Below are 25,112 nucleotides of genomic sequence, written 5' to 3'. Positions count from 1 at the left end.
TGGAGCGGATTTAACGGTCGGTTCTCGGCTGAGCCGTTCTGGCAGTTTGGCCTCTCACGATGACGTTGAGAGGGGCCATGCCGAGACGGAAGCAAGCGAGACGAACAGTGTGAGGGATATCCAAGCGATCTTGCGCCTGACCCATGAGCAGGGTCTTTCGGTGCGTGAGGTGTCAGAACGGCTGAAGATCAGCAAGACGACGGTATCGACCTATTTGCTGCGGGCGCGGGAGGCCGGGCTGGCATGCTGGCCGCTGCCGCCCGGCCACGACGAGGCGACGCTTGAGCGGCTGCTGTTTGGCCGTGCCGGTCGTCCGCCGCAAGACCTGAGCGAACCGGACTTTGCGCTGATCGCCAGGGAGTTGAAGCGCAAGGGGGTGACGCTGACGCTGTTGTGGCAGGAGTATCGCGCCGCCCATCCCGACGGCTACGGCTACACCTGGTTCTGCGAGCACTTCGCCGCTTTCGAGCGCCGGACGAGCGCGACATTCCGCAACCGGCATGCGGCGGGCGCGGTGATGCAGACGGACTATGCCGGGCAGACGGTGCCGGTGATCGATCCGGCGACCGGCGCCATTTACCCGGCGCAGATTTTTGTCGCGGTGCTGGGCGCCTTCAATCTGACCTTCGCCTTTGCCAGCTCCAGCCAAAAGCTGCCGGACTGGATCGAGGGCCAGGTGCGAGCGCTCGCCTTCTTCGGCGGTGTCACCAGAGCGATCGTGTGCGACAACCTGAAGGCCGGTGTCGTCAAGGCGCTGTGGTTCGAGCCGACGCTGAACGCCACCTTTGCCGCCATGGCCGAGCATTACGATACCACCATCCTGCCGACCCGAAGCCGGAAGCCGCGCGACAAGGGCAAGGTCGAGGGCGCGGTGCTGATCGTCGAGCGTTGGATTCTGGCACGGCTCAGGAATAGATCCTTCTTCTCGATCGCCGAGCTCAACGCGGCGATCGCCGAATTGCTCGAGGATCTAAAACCGGCCGATGCGCCATGTCGGCCAAAGCCGCCGCGAACTGTTCGAGGAGATCGAGCGGGCCGCCTTGAAGCCGCTGCCGGCAGCACCGTTCGAATACGCCGAGTGGAAGTCGGCGAAGGTGCATCCTGACTACCATGTCGAAGTCGACAAGACCTTCTACTCGGTGCCGCACCGGCTGATCGGGCGCACCGTCGAGGTGCGGCTTACTCATCGAGTGGTCGAGATCTTCCACGATCACCAGCGTGTCGCCAGCCATGTGCGTCGCTCACAGCGTTCCGGCCATGTCACCGTCAACGAACACATGCCCAAGGCGCACCAGCGCTACGCCAACACCACGCCGGCCAGCCTGATCAGCCGGGCGGCCGGGATCGGCCCCAACGCCGCCATTCTGGTCGAGCGCATGATGCGCGACCGACCGCATCCGGAACAGGGATATCGCTCGGCCATAGGCATCCTGGCGCCGCGCTATGGGCCGGAGCGTCTCAATGCCGCCTGCGAGCGGGCGCTGCTGATCAACGCGATCGCCTACTCCTCCGTCACCGCCATCCTCAAAGCCGGCCTCGACCGGGCCAGCTCCCCAGAACCGGCAAAGCCGACTCCCCAGCACGCCAACATCCGCGGCTCGAACTATTACCAGTGAAGGAAAGGAAGAAAGAATGCTGACGGACCCCACCCTCGACCAGATGCAATCCCTCGGTCTGGCCGGCATGGCTGCCGCCTGGCGCGAACTGGCCGAACGGAACAACGCCAACGAGCTCAGCCGTGATGAGTGGCTCGGCCTGATGCTCGACCGCGAGGTTGCCATACGGGCCGACAAGCGCGTCCGGAACCGGCTCGCCTCAGCCAGGTTGCGCTTTCCCGAAGCCTGCATCGAGGACATCGACTTTGCCGCGCCGCGCGGGCTCGACCGGCGCAGCACCATGGCGCTCGCCCAGGGCGAATGGCTGAAGGCGCATGAGAATCTAATCGTCGCCGGCCAGACCGGAACCGGCAAGTCGTGGGTGGCCGCCTTCGGCCGGCAAGCGGCACGATCATTCCGTGCTCTATGTGCGCGTGCCGCGCCTGTTCGAGGATTTGGCGCTCGCTCGTCTCGATGGCCGCTTCCCACGCCTCATAGACAAGCTCACCCGCGCGCAACTGCTCATCCTGGATGACTTCGGAACCCACTCCCTCACCGACCAACAGCGCTTCCATCTGTTCGAAATCGTCGAGGAACGCTATCGCCGCAAATCCACCCTGATCACCGCCCAGGTCCCGGTGGCCAGATGGCATGACTTGATCGCAGACCCCACCGTCGCCGATGCCATTCTCGATCGGAATCGTGCACAACGCCCACCGCATCGTGCTCCATGGCGACAGCATGCGAAAGCAAAAGGCAGCGCCCCTCTTGACCGGCGCCGAAAACGGCGAAATCAATCATCCATGAACGCAACAAGGCACCCGAGGACCGTCGCCGCCAAACTGTCCCGACATTAGCGAAATCGCTGTCCGGGAATTAGCGGAACCCCTGTCCGGCTTTTGCGAAATGCGCACGGAAGGCGAAGTATGGCGGGATGGACATCTCCGATGCCAAGCGGCTGAAAGTCATGGAAGACGAGAACGCGAAGCTGAAGAAGCTGCTCGCCGACCAGACGCTCGAAGCGTCATCCTGCGCCCGACGAGCCGATGGTCGAGCATGAAGGCTTGGGCAATGAAGATTGCCAATCGACAGGGTGCCCGACGTGCGAAGGTCGCCCTGGCCAGACGAATGGCAGTCACCCTTCACCGCATGTGGGTTGACGAACAGGATTTCCCGTTGGTCGGCAGTTGGCCCCGTCGAACAAGGCCGTTCGCGTCTCACTGTCACCCACTTTGGTGATGCGACCGACCCTGTCGACTTCTCCAGACCGTATCTTCGCGGTGTGAGGCCGAGATACGGCCCCCGCCAAGCGCGAAGCCGTCCCGCATCTGCAGGCCGTTATGGGCCTATCGGAGCGTGGGGCCTGTTCCTTCGTCGGCGCCGATCGCAAGATGATCCGCTACGAGACTCGCCGCCCCCCAGACACGGAGCTACGTGGGTCGGCTGTGTGACCTCGCGAACGAGCGCCGACGCTTCGGCTACCGGCGGCTGTTTATCCTCAGGCACGAGGGCGAGGCATCTGGGATCAACCGTATCTACCATCTCTATCGCGAGCAAGGTCTGACGATGCGCAAGCGCCGGGTTGGGCTCGCTCGTTCTGACGTGTGGAAAGAGCGCTCTTTATCGCAGCCATTTTGTGGCCCGCTGCAGCCGCTTTCACCATCTCGGCGGCGAAGTGACCCGCACGTTTGCGGCGATCTGTAAGCCAATCAGCAATACATCGCTCGCATCTGGTGCGCTTATCCATATGGTCCGACACCCCACCGGCAAACCAACGGCCAATGCACCGGCTGCACTCAAAAAACTACGCAATTAGTGCCTTAACAATTGGAAAAGCTCGATCCCACGGTTCGCCGGAATCGCGCCCAAACCAGACCCGAGAGCCGACGGCCACTGACGCTGACCCATAAAAACATCTAGGATGCCACATCAAGGTCAAGCCTTCTTCATCTTGGATGCGCCCTGTTATACCGGGTAACGCTGTCACTGTTCCATAGCTATAAGATGAGGTCCCATAGCAAAGTGCCTCGCACAACCGAACAAGTTTCTCAGCCGTCGGGCGTCCGGTTACGTCCTTATCCAAGCACTGCAACACAATATCGTATAGCTGACCACCGAGGGCCTTAAACTGAGGTGCATTAAGGAGGCTAGGCTTTTTCGGAGGGCTCGCGTCCACAATTTTCGGAATCGACTTCAGGCCTGTACCGAAGGGGAGCTCACCGGACATGAGCTCATAGATTATAGCAGCGATCGCCCACACATCTGAGGACTTCTTCGCAACCCTAAAATCATTGATCGCTTCCGGCGACATATAAGGTATCGCCCCGAGGACAGTCTTAGATGAGGTTGCACCGCCGACTTCCGCCCACTGCCCGATTTCGTCTTCCGCCATTTTGGCAATGCCAAAATCGGTAATCTTCACGTCGTGAAACAGCGCCCCACCGACGACCATAATATTACTCGGTTTCAAATCTCGGTGGACAACGTCAGCCGCATGCGAAGCCGCCAAACCTTTGGCAAGTTGATGAAATATTCGGGCACAGGTGGAGGGGGGCAAATACGGCAGGTTGCCAGCCATCACAGCGAACAGGTCTGTATCCGGCACTAGTTCCTCAACGAGGAATGGCCTTTCGCCCTCTTCAAAATAATCGAGTGTCTTGGCAACGTTCTGATGATTAACCCGCGCACTTACGACCGCCGACTGCTTGAACCTCTTCGCTCCAGCATCATCCTTCGGGGTCTTCAACGCCACATTGCGTTCGAACAAAACGTCGAAAGCAATATATACGTGCTGCATACCTCCTGCGCCAATCCAGGCCTTTGGAATATAGCGCCCCGCAAAGGGAGGCATGCCTGTCGAAATTGGGCCTTTCAATTCATAACCTCCGGGTGGAATATGTCCGCAGTAATTGATGTCCGTCCGCGTGAAGAAGGATCGCCAAGAACGATTACCGACGAGCCTTGAAATACGTACCCAGCGATTACCTGCCTATTATTACGTCTAACATGGCCTACAACATTTGTAACAACAAAGTCCAATCCGTTGTAGCTAATTGCAACAGAATCGGAACCAGAACTTAGTTTTACCTGCTTCTTGTTTGCGTCGACTACGTGATCGGCGCCAGCATATGTCAGAAGCATACGGTGCTTGCCGAAAAGTAGCTGCTTTCCTATTGCTAATTTCAACGCTGCGGCTGAGGGCCTAGCGGACGGATCGCAACATAGACAGCGGTTTAGCAACGCGGTTATTCCGGCAGATAATTTTAGGGGGATCACGTCAAAAATTGTTGGCAGAGCTGGAACGGGCGGCGGTACCTGACCAAGCTCCAGCGGAAGATTGCCCGCATTTAGCAGCCATAGCGCCGTTGCGCCAAAGGCGAAAACGTCTACTGCGGTAGTGAAATTGTGATCTCCTTCCTTATCAGGAGTAAATATCTCTGGGGCAGTATAAAATTGCGTAAAATACAACTGCTTTGTCTTGGCATCTTTCTGTAGCTTGGCCAACCCAAAGTCAAATATCTTCAGAACCCCAGTTTTATCAACCTTCATGTTATCTGGCTTTATGTCACGATGCACTCGTCCTGCAGCATGGATATCTTGAATGCCTGAAATAACTGAGTACAGACACCCAAGAGATTTTCCCTCATCTGACGATGCGGCCAAGGGTTTTAATTCAGTGCCTTCGATGAATTCCTCTACAAAGCCTACAATCTCTGACCCATCTCTTAATACGTCCAATACCTGCACAACGTACTTTGACCTTATGTCCGCCAGTGCCGATAGCTCGTCCATTAAGCGGTGCTTTTCGATTCCCGCCTTGAGTGACTTAACTACCACCTTGCGCTGGAGATTTTTATCAAGACAGATCAGCGTGTCTGACATACCCCCGCCTGACAGTGTCTGCAAAACAACGGAGTACCGGCTTGGAAGCTTGATCATGATTCTTCGTTATCCTGGCTTCCGAATTCGATATGCAGTTGTGGCTTACCTACTACTTCCTCCGGTGCCCCTTTAACAGCCTTGCCATCATTTTTTTTGTTTGTCCTCTGACGGACACGGGCCGATTTCTTCAGCTTAGCAGTTGTAATGGCTGGCTTAGCCTCTTTTGCCGCTTCTAGCGCTGCCGGCTGGGGCGCTTGAGGGTCGTCAAGCCACATTTCAAGCTTGTCACTGAGCCCCCACAATGTCAGTTCAACCCCTTCGTTGAATGTGGGGGTCCAGCTCACTTCAGAACCCATAATCGAAACTGCTGTCGAGTTGTCTTCTACGCCAATCGCTTCTGCTACATAGACCACTTTGCGGACCAGTTCCGCCGGGCTGCGAGACCGCTTGGCTATTCCGTCTAGCGCCTTCCTTCCGATGCTATGTGCGCCATCGGAAGTCAGGAGATAAGTCGGCTCCATGCCCTTTGGCAGACGAAAAATGTGGGGTTCGATGGTTGACCCAATGCCGACAAATTGGAGCAATCGACTATCAAGTACGTCTTCGTCAGCGCCATCGGGGGGGGGTAGTTGGCCTCCAATTGTATCATCTCGGGTAACCAGACTGAGTCCTTCAACAGCGGCGCATTCATAGAGGCGGCTATCCCCGACATGAACTGCCCATGCTTCTTTCATACCAGTCGCAACAATGGCCGTAAGAGTAGTTCCACCACTGCCTCGGAAGCGACGATAAACCTCCTCGTTTGCAGCAGAGACTGCCCCATAGAGCATTTCGCGGATAGAGAGCCTTGAGCCAGTTGCGAATTGACCGATGAAGGTACTAGCGGCGCATGAGGCCGCCTCGCCACCCGCAGCCATCCCGCCCATTCCGTCGCAAACAAGTGCGATTAGAAATGTCTTACCAGATGGCAGAGCGAGGGCAGCTACCGCTGCGCGATCTTGATTGTCTTCGCGCACGGGCCCTTTCAGGGTCCCTAGCGCCAATCCGGCACTCGCTTGAGTGCTTCGTCCGGGGAGTTCTCTAGAAAGGAAGAACTCTATGCGCTTGATAAGTCCTGTTCTCACAAGTGCTCCAATTGGCGCGGGATACATTCCTAGTAGCCCACAATTACGGGTTTCTACAACTGTTGGCACGCCCGGCGCGACTCAGCGGTCCCCGAGGTAAGGGCATCCTACCGGAGAGCATCATCAAGTCCCTCGTTTCCTTGCTCCAATTTTTGCCTTTCGTTACACCGACCTGACCGCGCTCAGACAGATATGAGATTGTTGCAGTTGAGGAGGGGTTCTCCGTAACTCGGGTTGCGAAGCTCGAATCATAGGAGAACCCCATGCAGGTTTTTGGCCTGCCCGGTCATATTATACGCAACGCCGGCCGGGCGTCGCGGCTGCTCGGCGCGAAGACCCCAACAATCGAAGCAGAGAGAAGACGCGACGCGGTGGTGCGATGGCGGCGCGCGATGCGGGACGGGCTGGATGCCGGGCAGGCAGCGCGGGCGGTCGGCGTGCCGCGTTCGACCCTCTATCGCTGTGAAAGCGCACCCGAGCGAAGAGCCGGCGTCCGCACCGGGTTCGCGCCAACGGCTGGAGCCCGACCTTGCGCGCCGAGGTCGAGCGGCTCAGGCTGGACTTTCCTTTCTGGGGCAAGGACAAGCTCGGTCCTGTGTTGCGCAAGGCCGGCTTTGCCGTCTCCAACGCCACTGTCGGCCGCATCCTGAAGAAGCTGGTCGAGCGTGGCCGGGTGACGCCGGTGCCCGAACTCATCCGCAAGGCCGGCCGCAACTCGCCCGCAAAGATCAGGCCACACGCCATCCGCAAGCCGAAGGACGTTTGCTTCGAAAAGCCCGGCGATGTCATCCAGATCGACACGCTGACCTTGACCATCGCGCCGGGTCGAACCGTCAAGCACTTCGATGCCTATGACGTCTTCGCCAAGTGGACCGTGGCAGAGCCCTATGCGCAAGCCACCGCCGCAAACGCCGCCGACTTCCTCGCCAAGGTCGCCGCCGAAATGCCGTGGCCGATCAAGGCCATCCAGATCGACGGTGGCTCCGAGTTCATGGCCGAATTCGAAACCGCGTGCCAGGACAACGAAATCCCCCTCTATGTCCTGCCGCCACGGTCGCCAAAACTCAACGGAGCCGTCGAACGGTGCAACGGCGCCTGGCGCTACGAATTCTACGCTACCGTCGATCTGCCAACCCAGATCGACAAGATCGCCCAGCATGTCGATGCTTTCCAGCATCTCTACAACCATCACAGGCCACACGGAGCTCTCGACGGCCTCACTCCAAGCGAGTATCTCAAAATCTGCCGAGACCGGATGACCCAGCCGTCTCATATGTACTGAGCGCGGACACGACCTTGGCAACTGGAGCGAACAGCCGTATCCTCCACTCGCGGTACCTCAATGTAGTCCGCGCGGTGCTCAACCACGCCATGCTACTAAGGACAAAGCAGAGCCGGACAAAGACAGACGCCGCCCCTTTACCTTGGACGAAGTTGCCGCGATATCGGCCCGCGCCACGTTGCATGCAAGGCCGAACTCCAACACGTTTGGCGGCTGCTCAAGGCCGGTGCCGGCCTCGCTGAGTCTCGGGCCTGACGCACCCCTGCGGAAAGTCGATCTGCCGCTGGAGCGGATCGGGCTGGAAGCGTGTTCGCTGACGGCCTGGCTTCACGACGGGCTGTGCGCCGGCGGCCTGCCGGCTATCTGCCTCGAGACGCGGCGGGCCAATGCGGCGATGAAGACAATGCCGAACAAGACGGATCGGAATGACGCCCGGGCGCTGGCGCAGATCATGCGCACCGGCTGGTATCGGCAGGTGCATCGCGGGATGTCGCCGCGCATCTGGGACTAACCCCGGCGCGCTACCAGTCCGGTGAGACCGATATCCAGGACAAAGTCAGCCGCTGCGGGGACGAACTGGCCCGCACAGCGCTTTACGGAGCAGCTCATACACTGCTCGTGCGCAGCAAGAAATGGTCGAGCCTGCGCGCGGGGGCATGAACGTCGCCTAGCGGCGCGGTATGGCGCGAGCCTGTGTCGCGGTTGCCCGCAAGCTCGCCGTCATCCGTAAGCGCGAATTTCCCCGCACCTTTTGCTGTTGAGTGCTCTGATGCATGAGGTGTCCACCAAAATAGGTGGACACCTTGTGATGGAAGAAGATGATCAGAAACTGCTGGTGAGGCTTGTCGGTCGGAACGGGCGACGCCGATACGACCCCGCATCGAAGGACCGTCTTGTCTCGGCCTGCCTTGAGCCTGGCGTGTCGGTATCGAGGCTTGCACGCGGACATGGGGTCAATGCGAACCTTCTTCGGAAGTGGATAAAGAAGCGCACGGAGACCCAGTCCCTCCCGCCGTCCTCATCACCGGCGTTTATCCCGGTTCAGATTGAAAGCACTTCCGATCGGGCCTTGCTGCGACAGAGCAGCATGGCTGCGGTGGATTTGCCGGGGACTTGCGATGGGGTGCGTGGGTCGGCATCGAAAAGGACTGCGCCTTTTTCCTCTCCAGCCAAGGTGAGCGCGTCACTGCCGAACGGCGTGAAGTTGACGCTGGAATGCGGTGATGTGGATGCATTGACGGCGACCATCGGAGCACTGGGGCATGTTCAGACTGGGCGCTGACCTGAAAGTCTACCTGCACGGCGAGCCGATCGACTTCCGGGCCGGCATCAACAGCCTTGCGGTCCTGGTCCAAGAGACGATGGCGCTCGATCCGTTTGCTCCGGCGGTTTTTGCGTTCTGCAATCGCCGTCGCGACCGGATGAAACTCTTGTTCTTTGACCGGTCAGGCTTTGTGCTGGTCCTGAAGCGGCTGACGGAGGACAAGTTCCGGTGGCCGCGCCGGGAGGCAGCGGTGGTCACGCTTACGACCGAGCAATTGCACTGGATTCTCGACGGCATCGATATTGATGCGGTGGTCCGCCATCCGGTGCGGCAATATCAGGTTGTCGGTTGAGGGCTCTCGAATTGAGCGGTTGACGCGGCAGCATGCTTTCGATTCAAGAATCTGATGAATCGACCGGGCGAACCGACTGTTGAAGAGTTGATGGCGCGTATTGCTGCGCTGCAGGCGCAGACCCATCACCTCACCGAACGCGTCGTCAAACTCGAGGAAGAGCTGGCGCTTGCACGACTGCATCGTTTTGCGCCGAAGAGCGAAAAGCACATTGACCGCCTCTTCAATGAAGCCGAACAGGCTGCGGATGAGGACGCCGCCGACGGCGAAGATGGCGATGTCGTTGTCCTGCCGGACACGGGCTTGCCGGCGACCGAAGGGGCGACGGGAAAGAAGCGCGGCCGCAAGGCCTTGCCGGAAAACCTGCCGCGCGAGCGTGTCGAGTATGACCTTCCCGACGATCAGAAGGTCTGTCCTTGCTGCCGTCACCAGATGCATCGCATGGGCGAGACCATTACCGAGCAGCTTCATATCGAGGTGAAGGCGAAGGTCCTGCAGAATGTGCGGTTCAAGTATGCCTGCCGTCATGCGACCGCACCGGGATCAGCACGCCGGTCGTGATCGCGCCGATGCCCGCGCAACCTTTGCCGGGCAGCATCGCCACGGCCTCGACGCTGGCCTTCGCGCTCGTCATAAATGTCGACGGCACACCGCTCTACCGCCTGGCGCAGGCATTCGAGCGCGCCGGCGTTCCTGTCAGCCGAGGCGCTCTGGGCCACTGGGTGATCGGCTCGAGCGAAAAGCATCTCTCCCGCATCTATGACGCGCTGAAGCTGCGGCTCAGATCGCAGCCCCTCATCCATGGTGACGAGACCACGGTCCAGGTGCTGAAGGAAATGGACAGAGCGGCCGCCAGCACCTCGTACATGTGGGCTTACCGGAGCGGCCAGGACAGTGACGAGCCGATCGTGCTGCTCGATTATCAGCCGGGCCGCGGCCAGATACACCCGCAGGCCTTCCTCGGCCATTACCACGGCATAGTAATGAGCGATGGCTATTCCGCCTGGCGCACGCTGGAGGGGGCAACGCATATTGGATGCATGGCCCATTCGAGGCGCGCTTCGTCGATGCCCTAAAGGCGAGGAAGAAAGGCGGCGGCCCGCCGGAACAGGCGCTCCGCTTCTTCGAACAGCTCTATCGGGTTGAAAGGCAGGCGCGGAACGAAAAACCGGACAAGGGCGAAACGCGAGATCACTGCATTCGCCGCTTCCGCCAGCAACATAGTGTCCCCATCCTCAATGCTCTTAAGGCATGGCTCGACGACATCGCCCCAAAAGTCTTGCCGGACAGCAAGCTCGGCGACGCCGTGTCCTACACCCTGAACCAATGGGGATATCTGATGCGTTACACCGAGGACGGCAGCATGCCGATCGACAACAATCTTCTCGAGCGCGACAGCAGGATTTTTGCAACTGGCAGGAAGAGTTGGTTGTTCAGCGATACTATCGACGGAGCCAAGGCCAGCGCCGTCATCTACAGCCTGATGTTGACCTGCCGCGCCTGTGGCGTCGAGCCGTTAGCGTGGTTGCGCCACGTCCTCACTGAACTGCCTCAGCGCCCCGAGAACGTGGCTATCGACGATCTCCTGCCCTTCAACTTCCTCAAAGCCGCCGCAGCCTGACCCGACGCGTCCGTCTGAAAGCGATCAGCTGTTGCAAGGGCCGTCGACGTGCGGGGAAATGAGCGCTTACCGTCATCCTGCATCGCATGTGGAGCGACGTGACCGAGTTCCGCTTCGGCAAGGAACCCGGTCTCGTTTGAAATGGACAACGGACAAATTAAGAAAGAGTTTCGCCCACAAGGGTGATCCTGGATGTTCCCGTGGGGACGATGGGCAAGGCGATCTCGTTAGCAGGCACGATCCTGGGGCGAACTTTCCCAAGGTCGTTGAACAGATTGAGACGCCTCGCTCTCCTGACCCCATCATGCGGCGGCCTGCGCCGACCGCGAAGAGAAGCGAGTGACCCGCGGGGCGACACGGTCCGAAAAAAACGCTTGACCTCAACAACCCCAATCAGAGAAGCCTGCTACATCCTAGTCCCATGCGCCGCACATTGGGGCCTGAGCAGTGTGCAACCTCTACAACATCACAACGTCGCAAGAAGCCATCCGTCATGGACCGGGGCCTGCGGGACATCTTAGGCAACCTTGAGCCGTTCATTGACATCAGTCCCAACCGACCGGCCCGGTAGCCCGCAATGGATTGGACCGGCAGCGCGAGAAGGAGGTGCTCCCGCTGGTCCGCACTTTTCTGCTTGGCTATTTCGGCCACTGCTACCCTGAGGTTTCAGTCCGCTCGCAGAGCTCGGCATCCGGGGGGACGCGTCGACTTTCAGATCGGCGGCGTCGCGGTCGAGTTCGCCGTACGCCAGCCGGGTGACCGGAAGGGGGGCCCTATCATCTAAGGTTAAGACGACGGGGTGATCAAGCTGATGATGTACCAAGCCGCCGGTCTCTTGGCTGCTGTTCGATTTTTTCGCTAATCCTTTCGGCGAAGGAGACATAGAACGCTTCCGCGACTATGCCTCGCTCGGCCGGGGCAACTTTCGACGGACAGCGCTCAATGTTGCCCACTGCTATGTGGAGAGCGCCAGACGCCGCGATTATCGTTGCATTCCAGAAATATCCGCGTGCGAAATCGCGCCACATACTCAACTCTCGATCCAGGCTCTGTTCCCAACGACTCAGCGTGTGCCGGCCGCAATCCGGGCTCTATCTGGCCTCCGACCGACCCCCCCGTCCCGTTGTTGGACCGTCCAGAACCTCAAGCAGGCCTGCGTAGCCAGCTGTTGGGACGTCCAATGGGACGTCCATTTTGGCGCCCTGCTCCCACGTAGGCCGTCCGTCTCTCGCGATCGAGGGGATTATTCGCACATTCACCTCATGCGCCGCAAGAAGCGGCCTGGCGCGTACGACTAAGCGGTCATCGCAACACCGATTAATGATTTTTGGTGCGGTGTCCTTCTGGAGGATTCTCAGTGAGCTTGATCATCTCATCTTTGCTGTCCAAGACGTAGGCCCTCATCAGAGCAGACGCTTCTTCCACGTTTCGATTCTGAATTGCTGAGAATATCCGTTTTTCTACGCTGTCGTTCGACTTCCCCGGACTAAGTCGCGGGAATTTTCTGCGAAACAAGGTAATCTGCCCCCAGATCCCCTTCAGCATCTCAAGAACCTTCCGGCTACCGGACATAACCGCAACAAGCCGGTGAAAATTAACCGCGGAATCAAATACCGACGCCGCGTCCGCGAGACTGATCGAGTGCTCTGAACTCTGAAGGCATTGCGCCAAGAGTCTTAGATCATCGTCGGTCCGGTTTTTCGCGGCCAGTTCCGCAGCGAGCGCCTCCAAAGAGGCGAGTACGTCATAGAGATCCCACACCTCTTCAGGCGGCATGTCACGTACAAAGGGCCCTTTGTTCTTGGTGATTTCTACCAAACCGTCTTTTTCGAGCTGTCGAAGAGCTTCGCGAACGGAGGCCCTACTCACGCCTAGCGAGGCAGCCAGCCGGTTCTCGTTCATATGTTCGCCGGGCTGCAATCGGCCCGACAGGATCTTTTCATGAACTTGCTCGTAGACGAGTTCCGAGATCGACACTCTTCGGAGCAGTCTGAGGCTACTGCTAACATTTTCCTGCCTCGCCACGCTGTTCTCCATAGGCCCTTCTCTCCTAAGTCCCAAATCCCAACGCTTCCGAAGCTGCCGAAGCAAATGTGGTTCTCTTCAATTATGGTGAATGGCGGAGGTCGAAGACGACGGTGAACGGCATGTTGCGTTCTCGACGAACTGCAAGAGTTCCCTTCTCGACATGTGGGCCATGCCCAGGCGTTTGAGGTTACGGCCGCTCTCAAAATATTTGATGCCATTGATGGCTGACGCGATGTCGACGAAAGCCTTGATGGTTGGGGCATTTATGCCTACTTTGGTGCCAAGCTCGTACCAAGGGACTAAAATATACGGTATGTCCTCAACCACATATCTGTCTTGCATGTGGGCGGGTGTTGCCTTGGTTGCGTTGTGAACGCGCGTATGAAACGCAAAATCTGAGAATTTGTCGAAAGCCCCGCCGTAGAAGCCGACCATTTCTTCCAGGAATGTCTGGAGTCGGAAACCCAAAGCATCGGCGATCTTCAGGCGCTCTACGTCGACAGCCTCGATGACTTTCCCGACGGAGGATGAAATTCCGTCGCGATAGAACAAGAAGTCTCCTTTTGTGCTTTCGATCCTCCCAGTGTTGAGGATCGCTGCAACCGGATGTATCACCCCATTGTTGGACTGCATCCCAATCTCGAAAACATTATTGCACCATTGGAGCGGCTGGGGAAATATATCCGCGATCTGCGACCACTGGTTCTCATCGAGAGCATTAGGGAAGGCGGCGATCGGCAGACTGGCCTTGATACCCGCGACCAAAACTTCACCCTTCTGGATCCAAGATGCATATGGGGACGCATTGGTTTCCAAGATAGTCAGAGCCTTCAGTTCCTTTGAACCGGCCAAGGCGAAGAAATTGGCGTTGATAGCCACAATGATGTGGCGACATAGGTCGAAGCCCTTCAGTTCGCTAATGATGTCGTCATGCCCATACGATGGAACGGTGACCACAAGAATACGAGAAAATTCTACGGCAGTAGCCATCTCGGTGGTGACAGTCGGCTCGAACCGTCCCTCAATCTTCATCCGAGCCGTCAGGTGACCATCTCGCCGGATCGCATCGATGTTACGGCGGTGGTTAGGATGACCGTAAAGAAGGACGCTGAAGCCACGGTTGATCAAATCAGCTGCGAACGCGCATCCACAATTTCCGGCACCAATGATTGAAACTCGCATTTTGGAACCCACTGTTGCTCTCTCTTCCCTGGTGACGATTGTCCGCCAGGCAGCGGCGAGATTCCTGTGCGGTGATAAAAAGCCCCTGCACGAGATGGGCAAAAACTGTGCCAACTAGCGAGGAGAAAGGCACATGATAAGTGTCCCTATTACGAATCAAGGAGATGGGATTCCGCAGAGCGGTGAACTCATCGTGTCGCGAACTCGACAAAACCGACGGTGGGTGTCGGTTGCCCGGCTTTTTGGCTGTCAATGGTGGAGCGCTCGGGCTCGCCTCGCGACCGAGGGCGAGGCGAGCTGCTGCCACCTGCGGACGTTGACCATCCTGCACAGCCCATTGTCTCATTGTCCGCCAGGTCCAGCGTTGAACCCTTCAAATTTGCGGGAAGCGGTCCGGCAATGCCGCCGCCAGCTTGAGGAGGCGATGCAAAGGAGCGCGTCCATGACTGCCCGCAGTTCGTTGTCTGGTCGTCCCGTCGACTTCGCTCCAGACATTGAAGGCTCGACCAAAGCCTTCCCTGTCGGTTTTAGCGTTTACAGCGCGGCAAAGGGGGCGGTGTGCAACCCGAACAAGTTTCTTTCGGTGATTATTTCGTTTCGGTGGCCGGCACGATTTTTGCTGTGGTGTTTGGAAGAGGCGTTTTGAATGCTTGCGAAACGCCCAACTAGCGTTCTCGCCCCCCCTGAGATCGTTCACCCACAACCACACTCTGGAAAGATCAAAATGAACGAAATCAATTCGCTCGCCCACGCCGATTCTAAAGTTCCTAGGTGGCATTTCACAATGATGCGCGACTCCGCACGAAATGCGGCAATAGAAGCGGCGATTGCATCTTGTGATGTCGAAGGGAAAACCATTGTTGAAATCGGAACTGGGGCTGGCCTACCGGCGATGCTCTTCGCCAGATACGGGGCTCGCAAGGTATTCTCATGCGAGATGGACGAGCGAATTGCTGATGCTGCACGGGAGATTATCTGGGCCAACGAATTGCAAGATCGCATCGCGGTGATTGCAAAATCCTCAAGGCAGGCAGTTCTGGACGGCGACCTTCCTTCGGCACCCGACATCATTTTCACGGAGACGTTGGACGCCGGAGTCGTTGGCGAGGGATATGAAGCGATCGCTGAAGACATTCGCGAGATCGCCAGTCCTACTACACTAGTGATGCCGTATCGGGTCCAGCAGTTCGGTTTCCTCTGCAATGACGTCAAAGCCTTTGAAAAGAACTCCGTATTTAATCAATGTGGATTTGATCTTTCGGGTTTTAACCTGTTCGCCGAACGTTCGTATTTCCCTGTGATCCAGATGCTGCATGATCCGGTATATCTCTCGCCAGCCGTGCTTTTCAGGAGCTACGACTATCTAGATTCGAACAGTCTGGATCCAGTAGAACACCATATCGTGGCCCACAATTCGGGACTGTGCCATGGAATGACGTCATATTTTGATGCCCATTTTGGGAAATTCATAGTCAGCTCCAAGGATCGGAGGGGGCATTGGCTAGCGGCCTTTCACCCTTTGCGAGAACCTATTCCGGTCGAATCTGGGCGGCATTACACTTTGAGGGGGGATAAAACAGGGTTGATCGATTTGCTTCCGATATGATTTATCTGCAGGAAGGAACGTGTCCGCATCTTCTGCCGAGCAGTATAATCGAGATGTTGCTCCTCGGCGCTTCGAATTTGAAGAACTGCCTTCGGGTTCGGATGTCGTAGAACAGCCTATTTGCTGTTTCGATACCAGCGGAGCGACATACACGAAAGCCCGGCGTCGATCTTCTCAATTTCGACAGTCTTGAGCGGCACGACCTTGTAGCCCTCCGTGTCAAGAATCTCGAGAGTGCGAGGGTAATGGGCACTGGCGAAAACGACGTCGTTGACCCGAAGCACGTTCGCGGCTGGCTCTTCGCCGTTCGGAACGACGATCCTGCGGAATCCCTCGAACGCGGCAGCCCCTGCAAGTGCCGCCGTCGAAATCACGGTTTCATCGTCGAGCAGCGACGATGCCGTTTTGAAATGCAAAACGCCCTTTGGTGTCTCGGCAACCTGGGCTTTTCCGCCGAGTCTTTCGATGCAGCCAATGAGCGCCTCCGCGCCTATCCTATCGGTGCGTGCAGAGAGGCCAATAAGCACCCCCTTCGGCGTATACATGATGTCGCCGCCGTCCGCCTGGCCGGGAGCCGGCAGCTCCAGCACGGTCTCAAACCTTTCGCGTAGGATCGGCGCGATCTCCGCTGTCTCGTTGACGCGGCTTGGCGTGCCGGGACGAAGTAGGATCGCGCCGTCGGTAAACACGAGAGCCGGGTCCTCGACGAAGATAGAGTCAGGGAAGGCCTCAAGCGGCGGAAGGACTGTGACCGCGACGCCGGCATTGCGTAGGGCCGAGATATAGATTTCGTGCTCGGCCTTGACACCTTCGTAAGTCGGGCCGTCACGACCGTCGGCGCGCAGTCCGTTGACAACGGAGGTGGATGGCTCCCGGACGATTGCCGAGTTGAACTCATAGACTGATCTGGTCTGCGACATTGTTGGCTATCCTAGTGTAAAGATGTTTGACTGCGCGGCGCTCATTCTGCTGCGAACAACAGGCGTTCCGTTCGTGCAGTGCGCCGCGACAGGTGAATTCCGGCGAGCATGCACCGCACCGAGCCTCCGGCAAGCTCGATCGTCGAGACATCGAACGGCAGCAGCTTTGCCGAGCGCACAACCGCCGCGATCTGCTCCCGATCCAGGGCTGCGTGGGCACGAGCCGAAAGCGCTAGGACGCGACCGTAACTACCCTCCAGCTCTATGGCATTGCCGGCGAAGTTCTCGATCTGGCCGCTGGAGAGTTCAATGACTTCGCGGCCGGTTTCCTTGAGCCTCTCGACAATCTCCTGCCGCCGTCGGAGATCGGGAATCATCAGCGTCCCGAGCAGCGCGAAATCGGTTCCGATGCACATCAGCACGTTGGTGTGATAGATCGGCTTGCCGCTGCGATCGACGGCGTTGAAGACCATCGGCTCGAAGTTGAAGTGCGTGCAGAACCGTTCGAGCGCCACTTCGTTGGTGCGGTTTGAACGTATGGCATAAGCAATCCGACCGATGTGGTCGAGAACCATGGCGCCAGTGCCCTCGAGATAGACATTATCTTTCTCTAGTCCTGAGTAGTCGATGACGTTCTGGACCCGATATTCGTTCTTCAGCATCTCGATCACGTCACCGCGGCGCTCTTTTTGCCGATTGGCTGAGTACATCGGATAGACGGCGACATGTCCGCCCGAGTGGGTCGAAAACCAGTTGTTGGGAAATACGGAATCGGGCGTTGTGGCCGCTGTATCCTCGAAGACATAGACGATGACGCCCGCAGCGGCGAGACCCTCTGCCATACGCGTCACCTCGTCGTATGCCGCGCTCGCGACCGCCGCGGCGCCACGCTTCTCGTCATTGGACTGAAACGAGTTGTCAGCGGCGGTCATCGGGTTTGGCGTGAAATGATGCGGCCGGATCATTACAACGCCCCTGGGGGCTTGTACGGACTGTCTGCTCATCAGAGGGCTCCAGCTTTGAGCGCTGCAGGAGCGGCCTTTCCGGCGCGCAGAATCATGCCGAAGAGATCGCGCGGCTCGTCGGGATCGGCAAGGAGATCAAGCTCCTCGTAAAAGCCCGTGTCCTTGAGCCGGTCGCGGACGTAGCGAAGCGCGGAGAAGTCCTCAATGGCAAAGCCCACCGAATCGAACAGCGTGATCTGGCGGTCGCCCGAGCGGCCTGGCACCTTTCCCGCGATCACCTGCCAGAGCTCTATCACCGGATGATCGGGATCGAGTTGCTGGATTTCGCCTTCGATCCGCGTCTGTGGCGGGTATTCGACAAAGATGTCCGAGCGCAGAAGAATGTCGCGGTGAAGTTCCGTTTTGCCGGGGCAGTCGCCACCCACCGCGTTGATGTGAATGCCGGAGCCGACCATGTTGTCGCTGAGAATCGTCGCGTACTGCTTGTCGGCAGTGACGGTGGTGACGATCTCGGCCCCTTCGACGGCATCCTGCGAGGAGGTGCAGGCCTTGATCTCAAAGCCCATGCCGGCGAGGTTCTTCTGGCAGCGGGCCGTGGCGGAAGCATCGACGTCGTAAAGACGGAGCTTATCGACGCCGAGGATTGCCTTGAAGGCGATCGCCTGGAACTCCGATTGGGCGCCGTTGCCAATCATGGCCATCGTGCGAGCGCCCTTGGGTGCCAGGAATTTGGCTGCGACCGCAGACATCGCTGCAGTCCTGAGTGCGGTCAGGATGGTCATCTCGGTCAGTAGCATTGGGTAGCCATTGCCGACATCGGCGAGCATACCAAAAGCGGTGACTGTCTGTCGTCCAGAGTGGGTGTTCTTCGGATGGCCGTTGACGTATTTGAACCCGTAGGTCTCCCCGTCGCTGGTGGGCATCAGTTCGATGACACCGTCGGCGCTATGGGACGCGACGCGCGGCGTCTTGTCGAAACACTCCCAGCGCCGGAAGTCTTCTTCGATATAAGCGGCAAGTTCGATGAGGAAGCGTTCAACGCGGATCGCTAGCACGAGCTTCATCATGTGATCGACGCTGACGAAGGGGACGACATTCAGTTTTTCTTGCATAGGTTCAATAGCTCCTTGTGAAGCCGAGAGATACGTCGGCCTATGAGGCTCGCAACGAGCTCGACCGCGCGGACGACTTCTCGATCACGAATCTTCTGGATCTGGCTTTGCGACGAAGACGCAAGGACGGCTGGCACCTCGATCGCTCGAAAGCTGGTCCTCAATAGTGCGCAGTGGCAATGAGCTCTATCAGAGTCCGCTCGCCGAGGTCAGCAACACCGATCGTTGCCCGCGCGGGCAGCTCGTCGGGCGCGAACCACTCTTTCCACACCGCGTCCATGTCAGGTTTGACATTCATATCTGTGATGAAGATCGTTGCTGAGAGCAGCTTCGATCGATCGGATTTCGCCTCTTTCAGGTACGTGTCGAGCTTGGCCAACACTTCCCGTGTCTGGCCGCCCATGTCCTGGCTGTCGTCATCGGCGACGATACCGCCGATATAGGCTATGCCGTTGTGCTTGACGACGCGATGAAGGCTGGGCGCACGAAGCAGCCGTTCGGTCATGACGGGTGTCCTCCTTCATTCAATTGGTGATCAGCCGGATCTCTGCCGGTCACGGCCTTCAAGGCGCGCGGCACATGTGGAAGGGCCGCCAGCTCAGCCAGGCGAACCGGCTTTACGGGGGAGCGCAGACGATAGGTGCCTATCTCTCTCGGATTCATCCCTTTTTCGGCCGCCATGATTTCGGTGACAGTCGCGGCGCAGAGGCGCCCCTGGCATGGTCCCATTCCGCAGCGAACAAAAGTCTTCAATTGGTTCGGACCGGGGGGGCCGAGCGCAATGACCTCGCGAAGCTTGGCCGCCGAAATCTCTTCACAGCGACACACGATCGTTTCTGGATCGGGGGGGGCGAGAAAGGCAGGCCGAGGCGAGTACAGCGCATCCAAGAAGTCTCTCCCCTGAAAGAAGCGCTGGCGCCGTCGCAGAAGATCCCTGATCGATGAAGCCGACTTTGTGAGGCCGAGGTCCGAAAGAGCAGCCAAGGCGGCAATCCGTCCGCCAATTTCAGCTGCTTGAGCGCCCCCGATGCCGGCACCGTCTCCCGCGATGAGAATGCCACGCCTTGGTGTTCGCCCCTCGGCGTCCGTTACGGGCTGAAAAGCGCGTTGGCGCTCGTTCCACGTCAATGGGCAACCGGCGGCAGCTGCAAGATTGATGGCTGGGACAACGCCCTGATGCAGCAGAACGGTCTCGGCCTGAAGTGTTTCAGTTTCCCGGCGAGTCGCGAAACGAACGCCCTCGACACTATCTTGCCCCAAAATCGTAAGCGATTGAACTCTGGTCACCACACGAATATTGCGTTTCGTTTTGAGGAGCAGGCCAAGCCCCTTCATAAGGTAAGGTGACCCCAGAAAGCCTGAGAGGTGGCGCAGCGCATCCCATCGGAAGAGTGAGTGCGACGTGTCGAGAAGTGTCATATCTCGCGCGCCTGTGTCGACGAGCTGGCTCGCCAACAGATATAGAAGCGGCCCGCAGCCTGCGAGTACGACTGGAGCAGTCGGCACAGCGCCGGAGGATTTGAGCGCAATCTGAGCTGCACCAGCCGTCATTACACCCAGCATAGTCCAACCGGGCACAGACATAGGTCTTTCCTGAGCACCGGTCGCAAGGACAACGGCAGCGGCCTCGATGATACGCGCAACGCCAGCTACCGTTAGCCCCACGCGATGATGATCCTTCGCCTCCGCCTCCACATCTTCGGTGCGCTCGACGCTCCACACGGTCGCTTTCGCGGCATAGTCCCCGTTGCTCTCGGCGAAGGAATCGGCGAGCGGTTTTCCCTTCCAGTAGTCGGGTCCGAGGTAGCTGCGCGCGTCTGGCCCGTTGCGCGTGATCTCACGGTATATCTGACCACCGGGGCGAGGGTTTTCGTCCACCACGACAACTCGTGCACCCGCATTGGATACTTCTGTCGCAGCCGCCATTCCCGCCGGCCCCGCCCCAACGATCAGGACGTCGTAGACGGGGAGCAGGTCTTCTGCCCTGGACACAATCCGCAATGTCATGACGCCTGCCCTTCGTCGACGCTGGAACGAGTAGGCAAGCTCGATGCGCCATGTTGGCTGAGCACCGTCATCCCATCCTCGACTTCAATGAGGCAAGCTTGGCGATTTTGAACGCCATCGATCGTGATGAGGCATTCGAAGCAGACACCCATAAGGCAAAATGGGCCACGGGGCGCTCCGCTGACGACCGATCGACGGACCTGTTGCACGCCGACTGCGAGCAGGGCGGTGGCCAGCATGTCCCCGCGCTCTGCCCGCAGTGGCACGCCGTCGAATGTGAAATGAACGGGCTGCTCGATCTCACGCAATCTGCTCAGCATGAAACCTCCTTGCCGAAAATGAGGACAGATCTTTGCTGAGATCAGAGGCAGCGATCTGCGGCGCCACGACGAGCGCATGGTTCGCCGCCAACGTCACGCCTGAATGGCAGGCGACGAGGAACGCGCCAGGATGGCGCGCTGAATGATCGTAAATCGGCACGCCATCGGCCGTCTTGACCCTGAAGCCGGTCCAACTACGCACCACGCTTAAATCCGCCAGAATCGGGAAAACCCGGACGGCCCGGCTTGCAAGGACGGCGCTGATGTCGGAGGAGCTCGCGATGCTGGTCGTGTCGGTCTCTTCGCTGTCGCCGATCATGATGCCGCCTTCATCGGTTTGGCGGATCGTTGGCGACAGACAAGGAAGAAAGGGGTTGCACTTCTCGGTGACGAGAATTTGCCCCTTGCTTCGTTTCAGCGGACAGGAAAGGCGGACCATCGGGGCGAGCCTTTCATTGTCGAGACCGGCCGCGAGCACAATCTTCTTGGACAAAATGGAAAAGCCATCGCCCCTCAGGATGAAACCGCCCGTCACCGGCTGTATGGCGTCTACCCTGTGATTGGGCCGATAGCTCACCCCTCTTCTGATCATGGCCGCGTGCAGCGCATGAAACAACCGAAGCGCGTTTACGTGGCCGTCCGCTGGGGAATAGATAGACCCCACGACATCAGGCCCAATTTGCGTCAGGCACTCGCGTGTCTGACATTCGTTCAGCACTTCGTAGGCCGGTGCATCGCCTGCCGTTTCGGAGGCGATGCACTCCATGTCCGCTCGAATGGCCTCGAGCTCCTCATCCGAAAGTGCAAAAGTGAAGCCGCCGTGTTGGATGAGACCTACGTCGATGCCGCTGTCCTCATAGAGCGCTGCGGCCATCGTCGGCCACATCTTCGCAGACTTGTCCGACCAAAGCGCATAATGGGGCGAATGCAGGCCTTTGCCTTGTACCCAGACTAATGCGAAGTTCGCTCTCGACGCCCTGAGGTCCAGATCCGAGCCATCAAGGACGAGTGGCTTCACACCTATGCGGGCAAGTCCCCACGCAATGGCCGCGCCAACAAGGCCGCCGCCAATTATGGTCAGGTCAGCGTCTAGCATCGCTCGGTACCACCATGTTGTGGGATGGAGAGCGGGTCATTTCTCAGCCCCGAGCACGAAACGAGCGGTCGTCAGTCGGCGCACATGATCCTGGTCAATTTCCACGCCTAGGCCCGCGCGGTCCGGCAGATGCACGATGCCGTTGCGCACAAAGGACGAGAAATCCGTCGGGTCCTCAACCAACCGCATGGTCGACATGAAAGCGTGCCCGGCATCGACAAGGTTTCTGACGGTGACGGCATGTTGGAGCGACGCGGCCTGGGTGATGCCGAATTCGATCATCGAGTTCATGTAGCAGCTGATGCCGAAGGCTTCCGCAGTGGCGCCAATGCGCTGCGCCCGCAGGGGGCCGCCGTTCTTGCTGCTCTTGATACTGAAGACCGTCGCAGCGCCGGCACGAGCCAGTTGGGCAGCATCGGTAAGATCTATGATCGATTCATCGGCCGACAGTGGAAGCTGACTTGCGTTGCACAGTTGCGCCATGCCCGCAATAACGTCTGTTGCCAGAGGTTCTTCGACGAAGGCGACTTTCGAGCCCGCAATTCCCGCCAGGAATTCACGGGCCTGATCCAGACTCCATCCCTGGTTGGCATCCGCGATGAACTTGACCCGCTCTCCATAGCGGGCCTCCAGCGCAGCGACGCGATTTATCTCGCTTGCAATCGGCGATGTGCCCATCTTCAACATGAAACTGGAGAAGCCCTGGGCGGCGCGCTCTTCAATGATGGGGATGTCCCATTCGGCGGTACCATTGCTCAACGGCCACAAGACCGGCAACGAGCGGCGAAGCGGCCCGCCCAGCAGCGTCGCCACGGCGACATTCAGCCGTTTGCCGAGAATGTCGAGCAGCGCCATAGTAATTGCGCCTTTGGCGCAAAGGTGGCGCGGGACGACCGCGTCGACCAGAGCATCGATGGTACCCGGCGCCGGCTCCGGCGCGGCGAGAACCAGGGGCAGCAGCTTGTCCTTCAGAATCGTCAGAACCCCGGCTGGCGTCTCGCCGTCCACGGTTTCAGCAGGATTGGCTTCTCCCCACCCTACGACACCGTCGGCATCTGTTAGCTTCACAAGCACCGCCTGTGTTGCGACCAGGACGCCTTCGGTCAGCTTGTACGGCGTGCAAAGCTTTGCCTCGATCTCGAACACTTCGGCGCTCACAATCGGCACCATGGCCGTACGGGATAATTTCTCGTTCATTTTGCAATTCCTGGAAGCTGGTGATGTCGTGCGGAACACGGCTCGTGTGCTGGTTTCAATGCGCGGCTGCAGCAGGGGCGCCGGTCACACCGCGTTCGGAGCGACGATGAGGATTGAGCCACAGTTCGATCAGCATGACCGACCGACTGGCGATGAAGTTGATCGACAAGTAGATCGCTCCAGCGATGATGAAGACCTCGACCGGCCGATAGGTGTTGGAGATGATCTGCTTGGCGACACCTGTCACTTCCAGGATAGTGATCGTAGAAGCAAGCGATGTCGACTTGACCATGAGAATGATCTCGTTGCCGTAGGCGGGCAGCGCCAGGCGCATCGCGATCGGAAAAACGATGCGACGGAACTGCAGGACGCCGGACATTCCGACAGCGCGGGCCGCTTCGATCTGACCTAAAGGCACAGCCTGTATCGCACCTCTTATAATCTCGGTGCTATAGGCGGCGGTACTAAGAGTGAGGGCAAGGATCGCGCAGAACCACGCGTCTCTGAAAAGAGTCCATAAGCCGACCTGCTCGAAGAAGGCTCTGAACTGTCCGGATCCATAATAGATCAAAAACATCTGGACCAGGAGCGGTGTCGAGCGAATGACGTACACGTAGCCATATGCGACGGCGGAAACCAGGCGGTTTTTCGAAACGCGCATCAACGCCAAAGGCACCGCGAGCGCGAAGCCAAGACAAAGCGAAATCGATGCCAACACAAGCGTGTTCGGCACGGCAGCCAGAAGCTTCGGGAACGCTTCCCGCATAAGGTCGAAATCCATTACTGGCTCCTTACTCCGCGGTTTGCCCATTTTTCAGCCCGGATAAATCCCCGGTTGGACGCGGAGGTCAGCAAGAGGAAGAGAAAGAAGGCCCCGAGATAGAATGTGAACGGCTCTTTCGTTGAACCCGCGCCGACCGCAGCGGCGCGCATAATCTCGACGAGGCCGACGACCGAGATCAGGGACGTATCCTTCAAGGTGTACTGCCACACGTTACCCATGCCGGGCAGCGCAAACCTCGCCGCCTGCGGAACGAGGATGCGGCGCAGACGCACGGACGGCGTCATCCCGATTGCTTTCGCCGCTTCGATCTGTCCTTTGGGAATGGCAAGAACTGCAGCGCGGATTACCTCGGTGGAATAGGCACCCGCGCTCACACCGATGCACAAGATGCCGATCGCAAAGACCGGCGGTTCAATGTAGCCCTCGAAGCCGAAGAGTGCGTTGGCCACGTAGCGGAGCAGCGATCCCCCACCGAAAAACACGAGAAAGATGATCAACAGTTCCGGTACACCCCGAACAACAGTCGTATAGACGTCGCCGAGCAGTCGAAGTGACCGGAACCTGGACAATTTTGCTGCTGCAAAAAGCGATCCGATAAGGATGCCCAGTGCGAAAGCGCAAGCCGCGACCACGATTGTCATCACCGCCCCAAGGGTCAGCTCATCGGCCCAGCCAGCATCGCCCCATCCAAATAGCGTGAGATCCATGATACAAACTCTGTTGCGGGAGAACCGTGATGTCGGAGTAGCGGACGAATGCAGCCCCCCGGCATCAG

At 58.6% G+C, this 25,112-nt stretch carries 20 protein-coding genes and 7 pseudogenes; 11 read left to right on the top strand and 16 right to left on the bottom strand.

Annotation, left to right across the window (positions count from 1 at the left end; genetic code table 11):
* The first annotated feature begins 77 nt into the window (after positions 1-77).
* The 3 pseudogenes from istA to NKH97_RS22110 form a co-directional block, all read left to right on the top strand.
* A pseudogene (istA, locus tag NKH97_RS22120) lies at positions 78-1,616 on the top strand (IS21 family transposase).
* A gap of 16 nt (positions 1,617-1,632) precedes the next feature.
* A pseudogene (gene istB, locus NKH97_RS22115) lies at positions 1,633-2,402 on the top strand (IS21-like element helper ATPase IstB).
* Between the two features lie 109 nt (positions 2,403-2,511).
* Positions 2,512-2,616: pseudogene (locus NKH97_RS22110) on the top strand (transposase); the annotation flags it as partial.
* 165 nt (positions 2,617-2,781) lie between these two features.
* On the opposite strand, the pseudogene NKH97_RS33335 reads toward NKH97_RS22110, so the two are convergent.
* Positions 2,782-2,897, bottom strand: a pseudogene (locus NKH97_RS33335) (transposase); the annotation flags it as partial.
* Here NKH97_RS33335 and NKH97_RS22100 point away from each other — a divergent pair.
* A pseudogene (locus tag NKH97_RS22100) lies at positions 2,893-3,176 on the top strand (IS3 family transposase); the annotation flags it as partial. The pseudogenes NKH97_RS33335 and NKH97_RS22100 sit on opposite strands and share 5 nt — an antisense overlap.
* Before the next feature lie 223 nt (positions 3,177-3,399).
* Here NKH97_RS22100 and NKH97_RS22095 read toward each other — a convergent pair.
* Genes NKH97_RS22095 through NKH97_RS22085 form a run of 3 tightly spaced genes read right to left on the bottom strand, consistent with a single transcriptional unit; the run spans position 3,400 to position 6,493 of the window.
* Positions 3,400-4,470 carry a serine/threonine-protein kinase gene (locus NKH97_RS22095; RefSeq protein ID WP_352798779.1) on the bottom strand — a complete coding sequence of 357 codons (1,071 nt, stop codon included), beginning with the start codon at positions 4,468-4,470 and terminating at the stop codon, positions 3,400-3,402.
* Positions 4,467-5,534: a serine/threonine protein kinase gene (locus NKH97_RS22090; protein ID WP_352798778.1), complete on the bottom strand. Its 1,068-nt coding sequence runs from the start codon at positions 5,532-5,534 to the stop codon at positions 4,467-4,469. Before NKH97_RS22090 ends, NKH97_RS22095 begins: the two co-directional genes overlap by 4 nt.
* Positions 5,531-6,493, bottom strand: a complete 963-nt coding sequence (locus NKH97_RS22085) for a PP2C family protein-serine/threonine phosphatase (protein WP_352798777.1) — start codon at positions 6,491-6,493, stop codon at positions 5,531-5,533. The genes NKH97_RS22090 and NKH97_RS22085 overlap by 4 nt, the downstream gene beginning before the upstream one ends.
* Positions 6,494-7,130: 637 nt before the next feature.
* Between NKH97_RS22085 and NKH97_RS22080 the strand changes: the two genes are divergently transcribed.
* The 5 genes and pseudogenes from NKH97_RS22080 to tnpC all read left to right on the top strand — a co-directional run bounded on the left by NKH97_RS22080 (position 7,131) and on the right by tnpC (position 11,120).
* Positions 7,131-7,883, top strand: a complete 753-nt coding sequence (locus NKH97_RS22080) for an integrase core domain-containing protein (RefSeq protein ID WP_352798776.1) — start codon at positions 7,131-7,133, stop codon at positions 7,881-7,883.
* 262 nt (positions 7,884-8,145) lie between these two features.
* Positions 8,146-8,644: pseudogene (locus NKH97_RS22075) on the top strand (transposase); the annotation flags it as partial.
* Between the two features lie 47 nt (positions 8,645-8,691).
* Positions 8,692-9,165: an IS66-like element accessory protein TnpA gene (gene tnpA, locus NKH97_RS22070; RefSeq protein ID WP_352798807.1), complete on the top strand. Its 474-nt coding sequence runs from the start codon at positions 8,692-8,694 to the stop codon at positions 9,163-9,165.
* A complete protein-coding gene (gene tnpB / locus NKH97_RS22065) occupies positions 9,146-9,499 on the top strand; it encodes an IS66 family insertion sequence element accessory protein TnpB (RefSeq protein ID WP_352798775.1) in 354 nt (117 codons plus the stop codon). The genes tnpA and tnpB overlap by 20 nt, the downstream gene beginning before the upstream one ends.
* Before the next feature lie 54 nt (positions 9,500-9,553).
* Positions 9,554-11,120: pseudogene (tnpC, locus tag NKH97_RS22060) on the top strand (IS66 family transposase).
* Positions 11,121-12,437: 1,317 nt separating this feature from the next.
* Here the strand turns inward: tnpC and NKH97_RS22055 are convergent.
* A complete protein-coding gene (locus NKH97_RS22055) occupies positions 12,438-13,157 on the bottom strand; it encodes a GntR family transcriptional regulator (protein ID WP_352798774.1) in 720 nt (239 codons plus the stop codon).
* Positions 13,158-13,223: 66 nt separating this feature from the next.
* Positions 13,224-14,330 (bottom strand): NAD/NADP octopine/nopaline dehydrogenase family protein, encoded by a 1,107-nt coding sequence (locus NKH97_RS22050; RefSeq protein ID WP_084567746.1) that lies wholly within the window; start codon positions 14,328-14,330, stop codon positions 13,224-13,226.
* Between the two features lie 442 nt (positions 14,331-14,772).
* Between NKH97_RS22050 and NKH97_RS22045 the strand changes: the two genes are divergently transcribed.
* Together NKH97_RS22045 and NKH97_RS22040 are read left to right on the top strand one after the other, a co-directional pair.
* Complete coding sequence (locus NKH97_RS22045; protein ID WP_352798773.1) at positions 14,773-14,976, top strand: hypothetical protein; 204 nt, start codon at positions 14,773-14,775, stop codon at positions 14,974-14,976.
* A 78-nt stretch (positions 14,977-15,054) separates the two neighbouring features.
* On the top strand, positions 15,055-15,936 hold the full coding sequence (locus NKH97_RS22040) for an SAM-dependent methyltransferase (protein ID WP_352798772.1): 882 nt from the start codon (positions 15,055-15,057) through the stop codon (positions 15,934-15,936).
* Between the two features lie 116 nt (positions 15,937-16,052).
* Here NKH97_RS22040 and NKH97_RS22035 read toward each other — a convergent pair whose 3' ends face one another.
* The 10 genes from NKH97_RS22035 to NKH97_RS21990 all read right to left on the bottom strand — a co-directional run bounded on the left by NKH97_RS22035 (position 16,053) and on the right by NKH97_RS21990 (position 25,044).
* Positions 16,053-16,856 (bottom strand): arginine deiminase family protein, encoded by an 804-nt coding sequence (locus tag NKH97_RS22035; protein ID WP_023694326.1) that lies wholly within the window; start codon positions 16,854-16,856, stop codon positions 16,053-16,055.
* A gap of 41 nt (positions 16,857-16,897) precedes the next feature.
* On the bottom strand, positions 16,898-17,860 hold the full coding sequence (gene ctlX / locus NKH97_RS22030) for a citrulline utilization hydrolase CtlX (RefSeq protein WP_352798771.1): 963 nt from the start codon (positions 17,858-17,860) through the stop codon (positions 16,898-16,900).
* Positions 17,860-18,933 (bottom strand): ornithine cyclodeaminase, encoded by a 1,074-nt coding sequence (ocd, locus tag NKH97_RS22025; protein ID WP_023694324.1) that lies wholly within the window; start codon positions 18,931-18,933, stop codon positions 17,860-17,862. The genes ctlX and ocd overlap by 1 nt, the downstream gene beginning before the upstream one ends.
* Before the next feature lie 160 nt (positions 18,934-19,093).
* Complete coding sequence (locus NKH97_RS22020) at positions 19,094-19,438, bottom strand: RidA family protein (RefSeq protein WP_023694322.1); 345 nt, start codon at positions 19,436-19,438, stop codon at positions 19,094-19,096.
* Positions 19,435-20,940 (bottom strand): FAD/NAD(P)-dependent oxidoreductase, encoded by a 1,506-nt coding sequence (locus NKH97_RS22015; RefSeq protein ID WP_352798770.1) that lies wholly within the window; start codon positions 20,938-20,940, stop codon positions 19,435-19,437. The genes NKH97_RS22020 and NKH97_RS22015 overlap by 4 nt, the downstream gene beginning before the upstream one ends.
* The gene (locus NKH97_RS22010; RefSeq protein ID WP_023694320.1) at positions 20,937-21,260 is read right to left on the bottom strand and encodes a (2Fe-2S)-binding protein; all 324 of its coding nucleotides are present in this window, start codon (positions 21,258-21,260) and stop codon (positions 20,937-20,939) included. The genes NKH97_RS22015 and NKH97_RS22010 overlap by 4 nt, the downstream gene beginning before the upstream one ends.
* On the bottom strand, positions 21,241-22,356 hold the full coding sequence (locus NKH97_RS22005) for an NAD(P)/FAD-dependent oxidoreductase (RefSeq protein WP_352798769.1): 1,116 nt from the start codon (positions 22,354-22,356) through the stop codon (positions 21,241-21,243). Before NKH97_RS22005 ends, NKH97_RS22010 begins: the two co-directional genes overlap by 20 nt.
* A 36-nt stretch (positions 22,357-22,392) precedes the next feature.
* Positions 22,393-23,553 (bottom strand): enolase C-terminal domain-like protein, encoded by a 1,161-nt coding sequence (locus NKH97_RS22000; protein ID WP_352798768.1) that lies wholly within the window; start codon positions 23,551-23,553, stop codon positions 22,393-22,395.
* A 55-nt stretch (positions 23,554-23,608) separates the two neighbouring features.
* A complete protein-coding gene (locus NKH97_RS21995; protein WP_352798767.1) occupies positions 23,609-24,334 on the bottom strand; it encodes an ABC transporter permease in 726 nt (241 codons plus the stop codon).
* Positions 24,334-25,044, bottom strand: coding sequence for an ABC transporter permease (locus tag NKH97_RS21990; protein ID WP_352798766.1), 711 nt, complete (start codon positions 25,042-25,044; stop codon positions 24,334-24,336). The genes NKH97_RS21995 and NKH97_RS21990 overlap by 1 nt, the downstream gene beginning before the upstream one ends.
* Between the last annotated feature and the right edge of the window lie 68 nt (positions 25,045-25,112).

The sequence above is a fragment of the Mesorhizobium sp. M0870 genome (assembly GCF_040319775.1).
Classification (GTDB): Bacteria; Pseudomonadota; Alphaproteobacteria; order Rhizobiales; family Rhizobiaceae; genus Mesorhizobium.
This window is presented reverse-complemented; position numbering and strand designations above follow the sequence as displayed.

Bases quoted from the DNA above. Each gene is read 5' to 3' on its own strand.
- NKH97_RS22090 (WP_352798778.1), bottom strand. From the start codon at position 5,534: ATGATCAAGCTTCCAAGCCGGTACTCCGTTGTTTTGCAGACACTGTCA.
- tnpA (WP_352798807.1), top strand. From the start codon at position 8,692: ATGGAAGAAGATGATCAGAAACTGCTGGTGAGGCTTGTCGGTCGGAAC.
- tnpB (WP_352798775.1), top strand. From the start codon at position 9,146: ATGTTCAGACTGGGCGCTGACCTGAAAGTCTACCTGCACGGCGAGCCG.
- NKH97_RS22055 (WP_352798774.1), bottom strand. From the start codon at position 13,157: ATGGAGAACAGCGTGGCGAGGCAGGAAAATGTTAGCAGTAGCCTCAGA.
- NKH97_RS22050 (WP_084567746.1), bottom strand. From the start codon at position 14,330: ATGCGAGTTTCAATCATTGGTGCCGGAAATTGTGGATGCGCGTTCGCA.
- NKH97_RS22045 (WP_352798773.1), top strand. From the start codon at position 14,773: ATGACTGCCCGCAGTTCGTTGTCTGGTCGTCCCGTCGACTTCGCTCCA.
- NKH97_RS22040 (WP_352798772.1), top strand. From the start codon at position 15,055: ATGAACGAAATCAATTCGCTCGCCCACGCCGATTCTAAAGTTCCTAGG.
- NKH97_RS22035 (WP_023694326.1), bottom strand. From the start codon at position 16,856: ATGTCGCAGACCAGATCAGTCTATGAGTTCAACTCGGCAATCGTCCGG.
- ctlX (WP_352798771.1), bottom strand. From the start codon at position 17,860: ATGAGCAGACAGTCCGTACAAGCCCCCAGGGGCGTTGTAATGATCCGG.
- ocd (WP_023694324.1), bottom strand. From the start codon at position 18,933: ATGCAAGAAAAACTGAATGTCGTCCCCTTCGTCAGCGTCGATCACATG.
- NKH97_RS22020 (WP_023694322.1), bottom strand. From the start codon at position 19,438: ATGACCGAACGGCTGCTTCGTGCGCCCAGCCTTCATCGCGTCGTCAAG.
- NKH97_RS22015 (WP_352798770.1), bottom strand. From the start codon at position 20,940: ATGACATTGCGGATTGTGTCCAGGGCAGAAGACCTGCTCCCCGTCTAC.
- NKH97_RS22010 (WP_023694320.1), bottom strand. From the start codon at position 21,260: ATGCTGAGCAGATTGCGTGAGATCGAGCAGCCCGTTCATTTCACATTC.
- NKH97_RS22005 (WP_352798769.1), bottom strand. From the start codon at position 22,356: ATGCTAGACGCTGACCTGACCATAATTGGCGGCGGCCTTGTTGGCGCG.
- NKH97_RS22000 (WP_352798768.1), bottom strand. From the start codon at position 23,553: ATGAACGAGAAATTATCCCGTACGGCCATGGTGCCGATTGTGAGCGCC.
- NKH97_RS21995 (WP_352798767.1), bottom strand. From the start codon at position 24,334: ATGGATTTCGACCTTATGCGGGAAGCGTTCCCGAAGCTTCTGGCTGCC.
- NKH97_RS21990 (WP_352798766.1), bottom strand. From the start codon at position 25,044: ATGGATCTCACGCTATTTGGATGGGGCGATGCTGGCTGGGCCGATGAG.